12 protein-coding genes are annotated in these 16,878 nt (G+C 59.7%); 4 read left to right on the top strand and 8 right to left on the bottom strand.

Annotated features, from left to right (window positions below; genetic code table 11):
• Positions 1-33: 33 nt before the first annotated feature.
• From mtnN to ES815_RS13800, 3 genes are read left to right on the top strand one after another with little or no spacing between them, the layout of a single operon-like run.
• Positions 34-732, top strand: coding sequence for a 5'-methylthioadenosine/S-adenosylhomocysteine nucleosidase (gene mtnN, locus ES815_RS13810; RefSeq protein WP_142488291.1), 699 nt, complete (start codon positions 34-36; stop codon positions 730-732).
• Positions 725-1,540 (top strand): vitamin B12 ABC transporter substrate-binding protein BtuF, encoded by an 816-nt coding sequence (gene btuF, locus ES815_RS13805; RefSeq protein WP_142488290.1) that lies wholly within the window; start codon positions 725-727, stop codon positions 1,538-1,540. Before mtnN ends, btuF begins: the two co-directional genes overlap by 8 nt.
• A 2-nt stretch (positions 1,541-1,542) precedes the next feature.
• On the top strand, positions 1,543-2,166 hold the full coding sequence (locus ES815_RS13800) for a TRIC cation channel family protein (protein ID WP_142488289.1): 624 nt from the start codon (positions 1,543-1,545) through the stop codon (positions 2,164-2,166).
• 40 nt (positions 2,167-2,206) lie between these two features.
• On the opposite strand, the gene erpA is transcribed toward ES815_RS13800, so the two are convergent.
• On the bottom strand, positions 2,207-2,551 hold the full coding sequence (erpA, locus tag ES815_RS13795) for an iron-sulfur cluster insertion protein ErpA (RefSeq protein ID WP_142488288.1): 345 nt from the start codon (positions 2,549-2,551) through the stop codon (positions 2,207-2,209).
• Between the two features lie 79 nt (positions 2,552-2,630).
• Entirely contained in the window at positions 2,631-4,007 is a 1,377-nt protein-coding gene (gene clcA / locus ES815_RS13790) for a H(+)/Cl(-) exchange transporter ClcA (protein ID WP_142488287.1), read from the bottom strand.
• 177 nt (positions 4,008-4,184) lie between these two features.
• Between clcA and hemL the strand changes: the two genes are divergently transcribed.
• Positions 4,185-5,465, top strand: a complete 1,281-nt coding sequence (gene hemL, locus ES815_RS13785) for a glutamate-1-semialdehyde 2,1-aminomutase (RefSeq protein ID WP_142488286.1) — start codon at positions 4,185-4,187, stop codon at positions 5,463-5,465.
• 95 nt (positions 5,466-5,560) lie between these two features.
• Here hemL and fhuB read toward each other — a convergent pair whose 3' ends face one another.
• The 6 genes from fhuB to hrpB form a co-directional block, all read right to left on the bottom strand.
• Positions 5,561-7,543 (bottom strand): Fe(3+)-hydroxamate ABC transporter permease FhuB, encoded by a 1,983-nt coding sequence (gene fhuB, locus ES815_RS13780; RefSeq protein WP_142488285.1) that lies wholly within the window; start codon positions 7,541-7,543, stop codon positions 5,561-5,563.
• Positions 7,540-8,430 (bottom strand): Fe(3+)-hydroxamate ABC transporter substrate-binding protein FhuD, encoded by an 891-nt coding sequence (fhuD, locus tag ES815_RS13775; RefSeq protein ID WP_142488284.1) that lies wholly within the window; start codon positions 8,428-8,430, stop codon positions 7,540-7,542. Before fhuD ends, fhuB begins: the two co-directional genes overlap by 4 nt.
• Complete coding sequence (fhuC, locus tag ES815_RS13770) at positions 8,430-9,227, bottom strand: Fe3+-hydroxamate ABC transporter ATP-binding protein FhuC (RefSeq protein WP_142488283.1); 798 nt, start codon at positions 9,225-9,227, stop codon at positions 8,430-8,432. Before fhuC ends, fhuD begins: the two co-directional genes overlap by 1 nt.
• A 54-nt stretch (positions 9,228-9,281) precedes the next feature.
• Positions 9,282-11,492 carry a ferrichrome porin FhuA gene (fhuA, locus tag ES815_RS13765; RefSeq protein ID WP_142488282.1) on the bottom strand — a complete coding sequence of 737 codons (2,211 nt, stop codon included), beginning with the start codon at positions 11,490-11,492 and terminating at the stop codon, positions 9,282-9,284.
• A 231-nt stretch (positions 11,493-11,723) separates the two neighbouring features.
• Positions 11,724-14,249, bottom strand: coding sequence for a bifunctional glycosyl transferase/transpeptidase (gene mrcB / locus ES815_RS13760; protein WP_142488281.1), 2,526 nt, complete (start codon positions 14,247-14,249; stop codon positions 11,724-11,726).
• Positions 14,250-14,388: 139 nt separating this feature from the next.
• Entirely contained in the window at positions 14,389-16,818 is a 2,430-nt protein-coding gene (gene hrpB / locus ES815_RS13755; RefSeq protein WP_142488280.1) for an ATP-dependent helicase HrpB, read from the bottom strand.
• Positions 16,819-16,878: the final 60 nt, after the last annotated feature.

The raw sequence follows: 16,878 nt of genomic DNA, 5'->3' as shown, positions 1-16,878 counted from the left end.
TGCATCTTAACAAGGCACATCGCGAGTAAATCTATGAAAATCGGTATTATTGGAGCAATGGAAGAAGAAGTTACGCTGCTGCGTGACAAAATTGAGAACCGCCAGACCCTCTCTCTGGGTGGTTGCGAGATTTATACCGGCACGCTGAACGGTACAGAAGTTGCTCTGCTGAAATCCGGTATCGGTAAAGTCTCCGCAGCGCTGGGCGCTACCCTTCTGCTGGAGCGCTGCAAGCCAGACGTGATCGTTAACACCGGCTCTGCGGGCGGCCTGGCGCCAACCCTGAAAGTGGGCGATATCGTGGTTTCTGACGAAGCGCGCTATCACGACGCCGATGTGACCGCCTTCGGTTACGAGTACGGCCAGCTCCCGGGCTGCCCGGCCGGTTTTAAAGCCGACGAAAAACTGGTTGCCGCTGCAGAAAGCTGCATCGCGGAACTGAACCTCAACGCCGTGCGTGGCCTGATTGTCAGCGGCGATGCCTTTATCAATGGCTCCGTGAACCTGGCGAAAATCCGTCATAACTTCCCTCAGGCGATTGCCGTTGAGATGGAAGCAACCGCCATTGCCCACGTCTGCCATAACTTCAGCGTGCCCTTCGTGGTAGTTCGCGCCATCTCCGACGTCGCGGATCAGCAGTCTCACCTGAGCTTCGACGAGTTCCTCGTGGTCGCAGCCAAACAGTCCAGCCTGATGGTTGAGACCCTGGTGCAGAAACTGGCGCGTGGCTAAGCCGCTCCTCAGGGCGCTGCTGGCGCTGTTTCTGCTGACACCGGCGTGGCTTCTGGCCGCGCCGCGTGTTATCTCCCTCTCCCCAGCCAATACCGAGCTGGCCTTTGCCGCCGGGATCACCCCCGTCGGGGTCAGCAGCTTTTCCGACTATCCCCCTGAGGCGGCAAAGATTGAACAGGTCGCTACCTGGCAAGGCATGAATGTCGAACGTATCGTCGCCCTGAAGCCCGATCTGGTGCTGGCCTGGCGCGGCGGTAATGCAGAACGTCAGGTGAACCAGCTGGCCTCGCTGGGGATAAAAGTGCAGTGGATCGATGCCACCAGCATTGAACAGGTCGCGCAGGCCCTTCGCGATCTCGCCCCCTGGAGCCCGACGCCAGACCAGGCCCGACAGGCCGCACAGCAGATGCTCAACGATTATGCCGCCTTAAAAGCCACCTACGCCACCCTGCCGAAAAAGCGGGTATTTATCCAGTTCGGCCAACAACCTCTGTTCACGACCAGCCAGGGCTCCCTGCAACATCAGGTCATTGAGCTCTGTGGCGGGGAAAACATTTTTGCCGCCAGCCGCGTTCCCTGGCCCCAGGTGAGCCGCGAGCAGGTTCTGGCGCGCCAGCCTCAGGCGATTGTGGTAGGCGGTTCGGCGGGCGATATTCCTAAAATAGAACAGTACTGGCAAAGCCAGCTAAAAATACCCGTGATTGCGCTGAACAGCGACTGGTTTGAGCGCGCAAGCCCGCGTATTATCCTCGCCGCAAAACAACTCTGCTCTGCGCTGTCGCAGAGCCACTCATTTTCCCGAGGATGATAATGCTCGTTTATTGGCTGGATATTCTTGGCACAGCCGTTTTTGCGATCTCCGGCGTTCTGCTGGCCGGTAAATTACGCATGGATCCTTTTGGCGTGCTGGTGTTAGGGGTGGTCACCGCCGTGGGCGGAGGGACGATCCGCGATATGGCGCTCGATCATGGCCCGGTATTCTGGGTCAAAGATCCTACCGATCTGGTGGTCGCTATGGTCACCTGTATGTTAACCATTATCCTCGTCCGTCAGCCGCGTCGCCTGCCGAAATGGCTGCTGCCGGTGCTGGATGCGGTTGGCCTCGCGGTGTTTGTCGGTATTGGCGTCAACAAAGCCTTTATGGCCGGCACCGGCCCGATGGTGGCGATCTGTATGGGAGTGGTCACCGGCGTGGGCGGCGGGATTATTCGCGATATTCTGGCGCGCGAAGTGCCGATGATCCTGAGAACGGAAATCTACGCCACGGCCTGCATTCTGGGTGGGATCGTTCACGCTACGGCCTGGTACACCTTTCACGTTCCGCTGGAACAGGCGGCGATGCTGGGAATGGTAGTTACTCTGGGGATCCGCCTGGCGGCAATCCGCTGGCACCTGAAGCTGCCAACCTTTGCGCTGGATGAGAATGGAAGATAGCGAACAGGCCCGGTAAGCGAAGCGCCACCGGGCATTACAGTCAAATGCTGAACGACGATCCACACCCGCAGGTGCTGGTTGCGTTCGGGTTGGTCACCACAAAGCGGGAACCTTCCAGACCTTCGGTGTAGTCCACCGCGCCGCCCACCAGATACTGCAGGCTCATCGGGTCAACGACCAGCGCGACGCCCTGCTTCTCAATGGTCATGTCGCCGTCGTTAACCTGATCGTCAAAGGTGAAACCATACTGGAAGCCGCTACAGCCGCCGCCCGTAATGTACACACGCAATTTCAGCGCCGGGTTGTCTTCATCGGCAATCAGGTCTTTTACTTTTTTGGCTGCTGCTTCGGTAAACTGCAACGGCAGCGCTACGTCATCACTCATCTTATGCTCCCATGAATACTGCTAGTGGGTAAAAATCACCCAATTCTTGTTGTCATTATCTAATACCCTGGTAATTCATTCAAGTATTCTGCTTCGCCAGGGTACGGGCAAGAATGGTGGAGTATAACGGTTTTCCGCCGAGAAACTGGGCTAATAGTGTGGCCCCCAGGCAGGTAATGATCATTGGCAAAATGAGCTGGTAATTGTCGGTCATCTCCAGTACCAGCACGATGCCGGTCAGCGGCGCGCGCAACGATGCCGCCAGTAGCGCCCCCATCCCGGCGATGGCAAAGGTGCCGGCCTCAAGATGATACGCCGGGAAACCTGCGGCAGCGGCCATGCCAAAGGCCGTACCCAGCAACGTGCCTAATGCCAGCATCGGGGCAAAAATGCCGCCAGGGGCGCCGGAAGAGAAGCAAAGTACGGTGGTGATGACCCGGGAGATAAACATAAACAGCAGCAGGCCGATGCTGAAATTACCCGCCGCCGCAATGGGGATCAGGCCAAAGCCACCGCCAGCCGCGTTGGGTTCGATAAAGCCCAGCACGCCGCACACGCCCCCGAGCAGGCCGCCCACCAGCACCCATTTGGTCGTATTGCCGCCGTGGATCCGCTGGAACATATCCTGAGCACGAATAATAAGGGCATTAAACAGCGGGCCGACAATGCCAAAAACCATGCCAAGGATCAGATACAGCCACAGCGTATTGACCGGCGCGTTGGTCAACTTGCCTACCTCAATGACCGCCCCTTCGCCATTGAAAAGCCGAAAGACAATGCTCGACATAATTACGCCGGTAAAGACCGCTTTAATCGAGATCAGGTTATAGCGAAACTGAGCGCGCATCTCTTCGATGATAAACAGGATCCCCGCCAGCGGGGCATTAAAGGCGGCGGAAAGCCCCGCGGCGGCACCGGTTGCCAGCAACGTATGGCGTGCTTCCGCGCTGTGCATTCTGAACAGGTCGCTGACCATACGGCCAATATTACCGCCCAGCTGTACGGTCGGCCCTTCCCGCCCGAGCACCATCCCTGCACCAAGCGTTCCCATCCCGCCGATAAACTTAACAGGAAGGACGCGCCACCAGCGGACCGGACGCAGCTCTTCGAGCGCCCCTTCTATCTCAGGGATCCCCGACCCGCCCGCTTCCGGAGCGAATCTACGCACCAGAAAATAACCGACCATCGCGAACAGGGCAGATAAACCAAAGGCCAGGATCCAGACCAACCCTTCACGATCGGCATAACCCGCCACGGTGCCAATACGCCAGTTAAGCACGCCATTGACGGCCTTTTCGAATGCGACGCCTACCAGGCCCGCCAGGGTGCCGACAACGGCTGCGCCCAGCAAAATCGCCAGCGGTGTTTTATCGCGGTTGAGCAGCCGCCGGACGCTGATACGATATCGCGCCCGCGCAAACTGTTGTTCTTCAAATGAGGGAGAATCTGCTTTCATTGCCTGTTTTCTTTCGTCATACAAATAGCCGCAGGGATTTTACCAGAGACCGCCCAGCCGTCTCCTGAAAATTGCTTAACAATTGTTAATGCATTACCAGGGTAAAAATTTCATAACCTTCAACGAATCACTTAGAATAGTGGGCTTAATCATTTTATACGAGCCAGGAACGACGCCATGAGCAAGTCTGAAAACCTCTACAGTGCAGCCCGCGAGCTTATCCCTGGCGGTGTTAACTCCCCGGTCCGTGCCTTTACCGGCGTGGGCGGTACACCGCTGTTTATCGAACGTGCCGATGGCGCCTATCTGTACGATGTGGATGGCAAAGCCTATATCGATTATGTCGGCTCATGGGGCCCGATGGTGCTGGGCCACAACCACCCGGCGATCCGCAACGCGGTGATTGAAGCGGCGCAGCGCGGGTTAAGTTTCGGTGCACCGACCGAGATGGAAGTGAAAATGGCGGCGCTGGTGACCGAGCTGGTGCCGACCATGGATATGGTCCGCATGGTGAACTCCGGTACCGAAGCGACCATGAGCGCCATACGTCTGGCTCGCGGTTTTACCGGCCGCGACAAAATCATCAAGTTCGAAGGCTGCTACCACGGTCACGCGGACTGCCTGCTGGTGAAAGCCGGTTCCGGCGCGCTAACTCTCGGCCAGCCGAACTCCCCGGGCGTGCCGGCAGACTTCGCGAAGCACACCCTGACCTGCACCTATAACGATCTCGATTCGGTGCGTGCGGCATTTGAACAATATCCGCAGGAGATCGCCTGCATCATCGTCGAACCGGTGGCAGGCAACATGAACTGCATTCCACCGCAGCCTGGCTTCCTGCAGGGGCTGCGTGCGCTGTGCGACGAGTTCGGCGCGCTGCTGATCATCGACGAAGTGATGACCGGTTTCCGCGTTGCCCTGGCGGGTGCGCAGGCGTATTACGACGTAGTGCCGGACCTGACCTGCCTGGGCAAAATCATCGGCGGCGGTATGCCGGTAGGCGCCTTTGGCGGCCGCAGAGAGGTGATGGACGCGCTGGCGCCAACCGGTCCGGTCTATCAGGCCGGTACGCTCTCCGGTAACCCGATTGCCATGGCGGCAGGTTTCGCCTGTCTGAACGAAGTGGCGCAGCCGGGTATCCATACCACCCTGACCGAGCGCACCACGCAACTGGCAAACGGCCTGCTGGACGCGGCTGAAGACGCAGGTATTCCGCTGGTGGTAAACCACGTTGGCGGCATGTTTGGCATCTTCTTCACCGAAGCGAAAACCGTGACCCGCTATCAGGATGTGGTGAAGTGCGACGTTGAGCGCTTCAAGCGTTTCTTCCATCTGATGCTGGAGGAAGGTGTCTATCTTGCACCGTCAGCGTTTGAGGCAGGCTTTATGTCGGTCGCGCACAGCGAAGAGGATATCAATAACACCATCGACGCGGCGCGTCGGGTGTTTGCGAAGCTCTGATGACGTTGTTTGCCGGGTGGCGGCTTCGCCTTACCCGGCCTACAAAAATCTTCGGACCGTAGGCCGGGTAAGCGTTAGCGCCACCCGGCATTTTTTTACCGGCTCTGTTTCCGCAGCAGATAGATAAAGTACGGCGCACCGATAAAGGTGGAAAGCAGCCCCGCCGGGATCTGATACGGGAACAGCACCATCCGGCCGCACCAGTCGGCGAACACCAGCAGGATCCCCCCCGTTAGCGCCGACATCACAATGTGCGGCATCGTCCGGCGGAACCCCATCATCCGCGCGATATGCGGTGCCATCAGACCAATAAAGCTCAGCGGACCAATCGTCAGGGTGGCGGTGGCCGTCAGCGATGCCGCCAGCAGCAGCAGGCCGATGCGCGAGGCGCTCAGCGCCATTCCCACCGAACGGGCAGTATCACCCCCCAGCGGCAGCACCGTCAGCCAGCGACGGCACAGCGGCACCAGCGCCAGCAGGACAATCATCGCCAGCCCGGTGCTCACCACCTGTTCGGTGGTGGCGTTATAGGTTGATCCGGCAATCCAGGTCAGGATCTGCGCCATACGCGGATCGCCGCTGGCCTGCAGCATCATCAGCAGCATGGTGAAGGCGGTGCTCAGCGCCATCCCCGCCAGCAACATCCGGTGCGGCGAGAAGCCACCTCGTCCGGCGGCAATCATAATGATCAGCAGCGTGACCGCCGCACCGATACTGCCTGCGGGCATCAGCCAGCCGAAGGCATTACCCGGCACGAAAAAGAGCATCAGCACCACGCCGAACGCCGCCCCGGAGCTGATCCCCAGCACTTCCGGGCTCGCCATCGGGTTGCCGGTCAGACGCTGGATAATGCACCCGGCGACCGCCAGCATCACCCCGGCAATCAGCGCGGCGAAAATACGCGGCGCGCGCCACGGTAGCAGCTCATCAAGCATCGCCCCGCTCGCCCAGTGCCAGCCCTCTGCATCCCGGCCAAACGCCAGCGCCGCAATCACCACCAGCAGCAGTACCGCGCCGCCCGCCAGGGCAAACCACAGCACGTGGTGACGCTCCGCCTGTACTTTATCTCCAGCATTCATCGCCGGGGCACTCATGCTGCGCAGGCGCGGCAGCAGCCACAGCAGCAGCGGCGCACCGATCAGCGCGGTCACGGAACCGGTAGAGACTTCCATCCATACGCGCGTCAGCCAAAGGATCACCTGATCGGAGAGCCAGAGGATCAGCGCACCAATCAGCGGGGCGAGGATCAGGCGGGAGAGCAAGCGCCGCGCGCCGAGCATTTTTGCCAGCAGCGGCGCGAACAGGCCGATAAACCCGATGATGCCCACCGCATTTACCAGCAGGGCGCTGATGACAATCGCCAGCGTCAGCGCCGCCAGACGGGCCAGCGACAGCGCCAGACCGAGGTTGCGCGCCACGCCATCGTCAAGCCCCATCAGGGTCAGCGGGCGCAGCAGCAGCAGGGTCAGCAATACGCCGCCGAGCAGCTGCGGCCACAGGCGCTGAACGATGCTCCAGTCGGTCTGCGTCAGCGTCCCGGTGCTCCAGAGGAACATGCTCTGCAGCTGGTCGTGATGGAAAATCACTAAAAGCTGATTAACCGCCCCGCAGTAGAGGCTGACCACCAGGCCTGCCAGAATCAGCGTGACCGGCGAGAGGCGTTTACCCCAGGCCACGCCAAAGACAATCGCCCCCACCACGCAGGCGCCCACCAGCGCGGCAAACTGCGGTGCCAGTGCCCCCGGCAGCGCCCACAGGGTGATGATGGTCATCCCCAGCTGCGCCCCGGTTGCCACCCCCAGGGTGGTCGGTTCCGCCAGCGGGTTACGCAGCACCTGCTGGAAGAGCACACCCACCAGACCCAGCCCGGCACCCACCAGCAGCGAGATCGCCAGCCGCGGCAGCAGGCTGTAGTGGAACAGCATCTGTTGAATATTATCGATATCCGGGGCGACCAGCGCGCTGCCCCACTGGCTGCGCGGCAGCGCAATGTTCAGGTTCCACCAGGTTAAGCCCAGCGCAACGATCAGCAGCAGTGCCATGAGCAGCGCCGGGAAAAAGGCTATCCGTGACCTCATGCCTGGCCTCCCAATGCGCTATCCAGCACGCGGGCAAAGTGCATGGCCGACAGGGTCGCGCCGTAGAACCACACCGCCGGGACGCGCTTCACGCGCTGCTGGCGGACAAAGGGCATCGCCTGCCACAGCGGCGTCGCCATCAAGGCCTGCATCTCGCGCTCGTTGCCGTGATCGAAGCACAGCACGTCCACATCGCGGAACATGGCCAGACGGTCGATACCGACGGCGGTGCTGCCCCAGAAGGTCATCTCCCCTTCCCAGGCGTTTTTAATCCCATAGCGATCGAGCACTTCCTGGAACAGACAGTTATTGCCAAACACCAGCATATGGCGGGCATCGAGCAGGGTGACCATCAGCAGCGGGCGATCGCCGCGGCTTGCAAAACGGGGTTTGTAGCTGTCAATCACGCTGTCGAAATGATCCAGATGCTCGCGGGCTGCCGCTTCCATATTCAGCAGCTGCGCCATCTCGCTTAAGGATTTGCGGGCGTTGGTCAGCGGTTTTTTGCCGTCGCTAAAGGCGAACCCGCGCCCCGGCGCAATCCGCGCCAGCTTTTCTTCCGACGGACCGTACCCGGCCGACCAGACCAGATAAGAAGGTTTCATCTGGGTGAGCAGTTCGAGGTTCGGCTCGGTACGCAGGCCAATGTCGATCACCGATTCCGGCAGGCGAGGCTCGTTTACCCACAGGGTGTAGTTAGGAATGTCGGCCACGCCGTAGGGGGTAACGCCGAGCGCCAGCAGCAGCTCGACCGGCAGCCACTCGAGGGCCACAATCCGATGGGGATCAACGGCGGCGGCATGCGCCGTGCCCATTTTCCACAGCAGCGGCGAAAGGGCCATCGCCGTCAACAGTCGACGACGGCTAATGTGTGTTAACTCAGGCATCAATAGACAAAGCTCACCGGTGCCGCTCCGGCAGGATGCGGCAGAATACCCATTGGAATTCCGTAAATATGTTCCAGCGTTTCACTGCGCATCAGCTCGGCTGGCGTGCCCTGGGCGATCATCTCGCCACCGCGCAGCGCCACCAGATAGTCGCAGTAGCGCGCCGCCATGTTGATATCATGCAGCACCGCAATCACCGTGAGGCCGCGCTGCTGGCTTAAGCGATGCACCAGCGCCAGCACGTCCACCTGATGGGCAATGTCCAGCGCCGAGGTCGGCTCATCCAGCAGTAAACAACGGCTGTCCTGCGCCACCAGCATGGCGATCCACGCCCGCTGGCGCTCGCCGCCGGACAGGCTATCCACCAGACGATGAGCCAGCGGCTTTAAACCCACCAGCGCAATAGCCTCTTCCACTTTCTCGCGATCGGCTACGCCGAAGCGGCCCAATGCACCATGCCAGGGATAACGCCCTATCGCCACCAGTTCGCGGACGGTCATGCCCTCCGCCTGCGGCAGCTGCTGCGGCAGATAGGCCACCTTGCGGGCAAAGGCTTTGCTGTTCCAGCTCTCCAGCGGCTGTCCGTCGAGCAGAATATCCCCCTCGGACGGCGACTGATGGCGGCCAAGCATTTTCAGTAAGGTGGATTTGCCGGAGCCGTTATGGCCGATCAGGCCTGTCACCTGGCCTGCGGGAAAGGTCAGCGAAAGCGGATGCAGCAGCGTGCGTCCGGGAACGCGAAAGGAGACGCCATCAAGCGCAAAAGTGGTATCGGATTGCGGGTTGTTTTCCTGCATGTTAGCCAACTTAAGTAAAGAAAAGGGCACGAAAATCGTGCCCAAGTTTAAAGGTTAGAAGCGGAAGGTCGCGGTCGCAACAACCTGGCGTTCTGCACCCCAATAGCATGCATACTCGCTGTAGCAGCTCGAGACGTATTCACGGTCAAAGATGTTGTTCACGTTAATGCCGACTGATGAACCCGGCAGTCCGAAGCGCGCCAAATCGTATTTCACGGTCGCATCCGCCAGCGCATAGCCCGCCACATTAAACGACTGGTAAGCCTTTGGCGATCCGGCTGAATAGTAGGAGACGGTGTTACCGATGTAGCGGGTTCCTGCACCGACAGTCAGACCGCTCAGCGCCGTCTCGTGGAAGGTGTAATCGGCCCACAGAGAAGCCATGTTACGTGGCACCTCCGCCGGACGACGTCCTTCATACCAAGTATCGTGTGTGTATTCTGCATCGGTGTAGCTGTAGGACGCCGTCACATCAACATTGGCCGTTATGGCTGCTTTGGCTTCCAGTTCGATACCACGTGAGCGGATTTCACCGCCCTGCACGCTAAAGCCACTAGTCGGGTTCGCCGGATCGGCAGTCAGGTTGTTGTTTTTGGTCAGCTGGTACACAGCAGCAGTCACAACAACTGGTAGATCTTTTGGTACGTATTTCACGCCCGCTTCATACTGCTTGCCGCGGGCCGGATCGAAGGGTTTACCGCCCTGAGTTCCACCGGAGATAGGCTCGAAGGATTCGCTGTAGCTGAAGTACGGAGTAATGCCGTTATCGAACAGGTAGTTGATTCCACCGCGCCAGGTGAATGCCTGGTCGTTGATTTCAGCCGTAGTGTTCGAGGAACGTGTCAGCGTTGACGTTTTAGCGAAATCATAACGTCCGCCGAGGGTCAGAACCCATTTATCCCATTCCGCCTGATCTTGTGCGTACAGGCCCGTTTGTTCCTGACGATTGAGAACGGCATACGGGAAGTTCACGTTGATATTCGCATTGTCGTGTTGCGGATTGGTCATGCTGATAGGGTCAGCAGTGCCATAGTCAGCATCAATATCGTTACGCATGCGCAGGTAATCGACACCCGTTAACAGGGTATGATCAACGGCACCGGTCGCGAACTTAGATTGCAGCTGCGTATCCACCGTGAACGAGTTAAGATCTTCATCAGAGCGCACATAGGCGCGGCTTATTTGTGCCGGGGCGATATAGCCATTGCCGTAAACAGAACGGTAAAGGGTATTAATTTGGGTATAACGCAGGTTTTGACGCACGGTAAAGGTATCGTCAAATTGATGCGAGAAGCTGTAGCCCACCATCTTCTGGCGACGGGAGATTTTGTTGTCCTCATCCCCTTCATTGAAATCGGTCGGCAGCTTGTGCGCGTTTCCGTTGGCATCATAGTAAGGCACAACGGTACCTTCCCGCGGAAGCCAGCCATAGTAGCCTGCATCCGGATCGCTCTGGAAGTTACTCAGGAACGTGAAATCGGTTTTGTCGTCAGGACGCCAGCTGAAAGCAGGCGCAATAGCGTAGCGGGTAGATTTGACCATCTCCTGTTGCGCATTCTCACTGCGGCCCAGCCCGGTCAGGCGGTATGACCATACGCCGTCATCGTCGATCGCATCGCTGAAATCAAACCCGGTTTGCCACAGGTTATCGGTACCCATTTTGAACTGAATTTCTTTCAGCGGTTCGGTGGTTGGGCGCTTGCTGACCATGCTCACTACGCCGCCTGGGTGGCTTTTGCCGTACAGAACGGATGTAGGGCCACGCAGCAGTTCAACGCGTTCAAGGAAATACGGATCCATGGACGCTTCAGAATAGTTATCACCCTGCAGCTTCATGCCATCCAGGTACTGGTTAGTATTCACAGTACTGGAAGTCGTAAACCCACGAATAGAGACCACATCATATGTCGTGGAGGCACCGCGCGTAGCAAAGACGCTTGGCGTATAGGCCAGGGCTTGCTTGACTGTGCCCGGCTGCTTCATATCCATCTCTTCACGGGTTACCACTGAAATAGACTGCGGCGTCTTTTCAATAGGCGTATCGGTTTTGGTCGCCGTTGCGGTACGTTTTGCCGCAATCGTTGGTGCAGGACCCCAGGCGCTCTCCTGCGGAGCAGGCGCTGCGGTTACGGTGATGGTTTCTTCTTTTTTAGGGGTGTCAGCAGCCTGGGCATAAGCAGACATGCCGCTAACCGCTGTGGCTACAACGACTGCGATTTTACGCAGCGAAGATTGCATTGGCTGAGCAGTTTTTGAAAGCGCCATTGGTATGTCTCTTTGAAAGAGTGAATGATAACGTAAACGAGAATTATTATTATGACCGCAGCATATTATGCGAAACGCAGACGGCATAGCAAGTGATATGCGGCCCTACAGGAATTGAGGGTATAAGAATTAAACAACGGAAAATGCAGGGTTAATAAACGGAGGTTTTACTGTTGGAGGGATGTTTAATTGAGGTGAAAATCCCCCCTCCCGCAGGAGAGGGGATTTTGATTAGTTACCGCCGAACATATCCTTGATCCAGCCCGCGACGCCGTCACTGTCCTTCTTCTCATTCTGCTGCTGCGGCTGTTGCTGCTGTTGCTGCGGCTGCTGCTGAGGAGAAGACTGCTCAAACGGGTTACCCGTCGGCTGCGGCGCTGGCGCCTGGCACAGGGAGTCCGGGTTGGTGGTCCAGACCGGAACGCTACGCATCCCGCCGCCACACACGAAGGTACCCGACTCATCCACGCCCATATCCACGATATCTTCCGGTGGCGTCAGGGTTAATGGAACCGGCGACTGGTTCGCCAGATAGCGCTGGTAAATCGACATCGCCCCGCTGGCGCCGTACAGTTTCGTCGGCTGGTTGTTGTCGCGGCCTACCCAGGTGATCACCACTTCACGTCCGTCGATGCCTGCAAACCAGGTATCAACGTTATTGTTGGTGGTCCCGGTTTTACCCGCCAGATGCAGCCCCGGATACTTCGCGCCAAGCTGACGACCGGTTCCGCGCTGCACCACCTGCTGCATGGTCCACAGCGTCATGTAAGCTGCCTGCGCCGGAACGGCACGCTCCGCCTGCGGGAAGCTCTGGTACAGCGGGGTGCCATCTTCGGCAATCACCGAACGCAGCGCAGAGAGCGGCGCACGGTTACCGCCGCTGGCGATGGTCTGGAACGCCTGCGCCACTTCAATTGGCGTCAGGTTCAGGGCACCTAACAGCATGGCCGGCACCGGATGCAGCTGATCTTTCGGCACGCCCAGCTTCAGCCAGGTATCGGTGACCGCCGGCAGACCCAGCGCCATCCCGAGGTTGACCGTTGGCACGTTCATGGAACGCGTCAGGGCGTCCACCAGCATCACCTGGCCGCTGTACTGTTTGTCGTCGTTCTGCGGCGACCACACCTGGCCATTCGGCTGGCGCAGGGCAATCGGGGCATCGGCGATCCAGGTGTTCAGTCGATACTGGTTCGGCTGGCTCAGGGCGGTGAGATAGGTCGCCGGTTTTGCCAGAGAACCGATCGAACGGCGTGCCTGCATGGCGCGGTTATAGCCCGCAAACTGCGGCTCTGCCCCGCCGACCATCGCCCGTACTTCGCCGGTGGTACGATCGACCACCACCATCGCAGTTTCCAGATCGCTCAGCTTACGCTGCTTTTTCAGGGCCGGAATGCCTTCCACCGCCGCTTTCTCTGCGGCGTCCTGCGCCACGGAGTCAAAGGTGGTGAAGATCTTCACGCCAGAGAGATCTTTAACCTTGTCGCCCAGTTTGGTCTGCAACTCCTGACGCACCATCTGCATAAAGGCAGGTTGCGGGGAGATCACGCCGCCGCGCGGCTGCACGCCTAACGGACGCGCGCTGAGCATGTCGTACAGCTCCTGGTCGATCACCTGCTGCTGTTGCAGCAGACGCAGCACCAGATTACGACGCTCCAGGGCCAGCTTCGGGTTACGCCACGGGTTGTAGATCGACGCCCCTTTCACCATGCCCACCAGCAGCGCCTGCTGGTCGAGACTCAGCTCTTCCACCGGACGGCCAAAGTAGTAGAGGCTCGCCAGCGGGAAGCCGCGGATTTCATTGTCGCCGCTCTGACCGAGGTAGACCTCGTTCATATACAGCTCAAGAATGCGATCTTTGCTGTAGCGGGCGTCCATCAATACCGCCATGTACGCTTCGTTGGCCTTACGCCAGTAAGAGCGTTCGCTGGAGAGGAACAGGTTCTTCACCAGCTGCTGGGTCAGGGTACTTGCCCCCTGCACCGTCCGTCCGGCGGTCAGGTTCGCCAGCACCGCACGACCGATGGAGTACAGGCTGACGCCATCATGCTCGTAGAAGTGACGGTCTTCGGTCGCCAGCAGGGTATCCACCAGCAGATCCGGGAAGCCGTTACGCGCCACAAACAGACGCTGCTCGCCGTTTGGCGAGGAGAGCATGGTGATCAGGCGCGGATCGAGACGGAAGAAACCGAACTGGCGGTTGTTATCCATGTTCTCGATGGTGTCGATATGATCGCCGTCGAAGGTCAGACGCGCGCGCACCTGCCCCTCTTTGCTGTCCGGGAAGTCAAACGGACGGCGGATCATCTCGATGCTTTTCGCCTGCACCGTAAACTCGCCGGGACGCGTCATCTTCGTCACCTGGCGGTACTGGGTGGCCTCCAGCAGTTTGACCATCTCGTTCTTGCTGATGGTCATTTCCGGCTCGAGGTTGACCATCCGGCCATACACTGCCGCAGGCAGCTGCCAGACTTTTCCGTCGATACGGCTACGGATCTTCTGATCCAGATAGACGCCGTAGATCGCCAGTAAAACGACGAAAACAATAAACAGCTTCAGCAGCAGCCAGAACCAGCCGCGCTTGCCACGAGGTTTACCTTTTTTGCCTTTTCCTTTACGTGGCACGGACGCTTCATCCTCATACTCATTATCAACGTCGTCATACTCCTCATCTCTGAGGCGACGACGGCCTGCCTTTTCTTTCGCCGGACGTGTAGGCTTTCCTTTACGTCCAATTGGCTCGCGGTCATTCCCCGCCATGCTCTCTCTCCGCAACTATCAGGCGCAAGGGCCCGATTCTCAGTTCTTCCCCCTGATGGAGGAAGAAGAAATCTCTCAAAGTTACCCTCTCAACGAGGGCTTTTGCCGGGTGGCGCTGCGCTTACCCGACCTACAACGGCTACGAATACTTCTTCGTGCGCCGGGTTGGCGCGGTATTCGCCGGATCGTCCGGCCAGACATGTTTGGGATAGCGCCCCTTCATCTCCTTTTGCACCTCGCGGTAGCTTCCGGCCCAGAAGGCACCCAGATCGCGGGTGATCTGCAGCGGACGCTGGGCCGGCGACAGCAGCTCCAGCACCAGCGGCACGCGGCCCTGGGCAATGGCAGGCGTGGTCGCCTCGCCAAACATCTCCTGCATCCGCACCGCCAGCGCCGGAGGATTATCCTCATGATAACGAATGGCTATCCGGCTGCCGGTGGGCACAGTGTAATGCCCCGGGAGCTCGGTATCCAGACGTTGGCGTAACGACCAGTCGGTTAAGTTCTGTAACGCCGCCTTAACATCCAGCGCCTTCAACGCGCGCAGGGAGTGTACGCCACTCATTTGCGGCAGTAACCAGTTTTCCAGATTTGCCAGCAGCGACGCTTCATCCACCGCCGGCCAGTCAAATTCCGGCAGCCATTGTGCTGCGCAGTGCAGGCGGATCCGGTACTGCTCCGCCTCAGGCGTCCAGTTCAGCACGCTGAGCCCTTTATCGCGAATGCCGTTGAGCATCGCCTGGTGCAACTCCTCTTCCGAGGGTTTCGCCAGCGGTTTGACGTTCACCGTCAGGCGACCAATCTGTGCCCGGCGAAAGGCCTTCAGCGTGCCCTGAGCATCATCCCATTCGACGGTGTCAGATTGTTCCACCAGGCCTGGGGCGGCGGCGATCAGGGCATCAATGTCCACGGCTAAGCCCAACAAAATGCGGGCATCCGGCGACTGGCTGCCCTGCAACAGCAGCGGCGCAATCAACCACTGGTGGCGGGTCATGGCGTCGTCGCTCTGCAGCATCGCCCCCATACCGTTCGCCAGCTGATAGCGCCCGTCAAGCCCGCGGCGGCGGGCAATCCGATCGGGAAACGCCTTTGCCAGCAGCGCGGGTACGCGGTCGCTGTCCGGGGCTCCACCCCGGCTGTTGAGCCGCGAACTTAACAGTCGGGCGCGCTGCTGCCACTCCGGCTGATTGCGGGAGAAGGCCTGGGCCAGATCGCAGCTGCCGCCTCGCGGGGGCTGTTCAAGGATAGCCGCCAGTTTTGCCGCCGTCGCAATTTCGTCTTCGCCCACGGCGCTGGCCAGCATCGCCGCCAGCCGCGGATCGTTGCCGAGCTTCGCCATCTTCTGACCAAAGGCGGTGAGTTGTTCCCCCGCCAGCGCCCCAAGCTGAGTTAACAGACGGCGGGCCGCAGCAAGGTTAGTCGCAGGCGGCAGATCCAGCCAGTTCAGCTGGGCGGGATCCCGGCAGCCCCACTGCAGTAGCTCCATCAGCAGGCCGCTGAGATCGCTTTGCAAAATTTCCGGCGTGCCCTGCGTCGCCGCGCGCTCGGCCTGCTCAAAGGGCGTCAGGTGCAGGCAGATACCCGGCTCCAGACGGCCGGCTCGTCCGGCCCGCTGGGTCATCGAGGCCTGGCTGACGCGCTGGGTGAGCAGGCGGGTCAGGCCGGTGCGCGGATCGAAACTCGCCACCCGCTCCTGGGCCGAATCCACCACCAGCCGGATGCCTTCGATGGTCAGGCTGGTTTCGGCGATGTTGGTCGCCAGCACCACTTTGCGCTTCCCTGCCGGGGCAGGCAGGATCGCCTTACGCTGCTCGGTCAGCGACAGCGCGCCATACAATGGGCAGAGCACCACATCGTCGGCCACGCGACGGGCCAGCTGCTCCTGCACGCGCTGGATCTCGATCACGCCCGGCAAAAACAGCAGCAGCGAGCCGGACTCCTGGCGCAGCAGTTCGGCGGTAGCGACCGCCACCGCTTCGTCGAAACGCTGCTGGGTGGAGAGCGACTGATAGCGCCGCTCAACCGGAAAGGTGCGACCCTCAGAGACGATCGCAGGGGCCTCCGGCAGCAGACGCTGGAGCCGGTCATTATCCAGGGTCGCGGACATGATCAGCAGCCTGAGATCCTCGCGCAGCCCCTGCTGGACATCCAGCAGCAGCGCCAGAGCCAGATCCGCCTGCAGGCTGCGCTCGTGAAACTCATCGAGGATCACCAGCCCCACGCCGGTCAGCTCGGGATCCTGCTGCAGCATCCGGGTGAGGATCCCCTCGGTGACCACCTCCAGTCGGGTATTCGCTCCCACGCAGGTTTCGGCGCGCATCCGGTAGCCGACCGTTTCTCCCGGCTTTTCCCCCAGCAGATCCGCCAGCCGCTGCGCCACGTTGCGGGCAGCGATCCGTCGTGGTTCGAGCAGAATAATTTTGCCGTTAATCCCTCCCTGCGCCAGGATCTGCAGCGGTAGCCACGTCGATTTCCCGGCACCGGTAGGCGCAGTAAGCAGAACCTGGGGGGCGTGTTGTAACGCGAGGAGAAGTTCAGGAAGGACAGCGGCGACCGGCAACAGGGACACGAAAGGCTCCAGAGGGTTAACTTTAGACGGCGTACATTGTAGCATCGCCACAATTCATTA

This window comes from Leclercia adecarboxylata, from assembly GCF_006874705.1.
Classification (GTDB): Bacteria; Pseudomonadota; Gammaproteobacteria; order Enterobacterales; family Enterobacteriaceae; genus Enterobacter; species Enterobacter adecarboxylatus_C.
The sequence above is the reverse complement of the archived record's forward strand: the minus strand, read 5'-3'. Positions and strand labels throughout refer to the sequence as shown.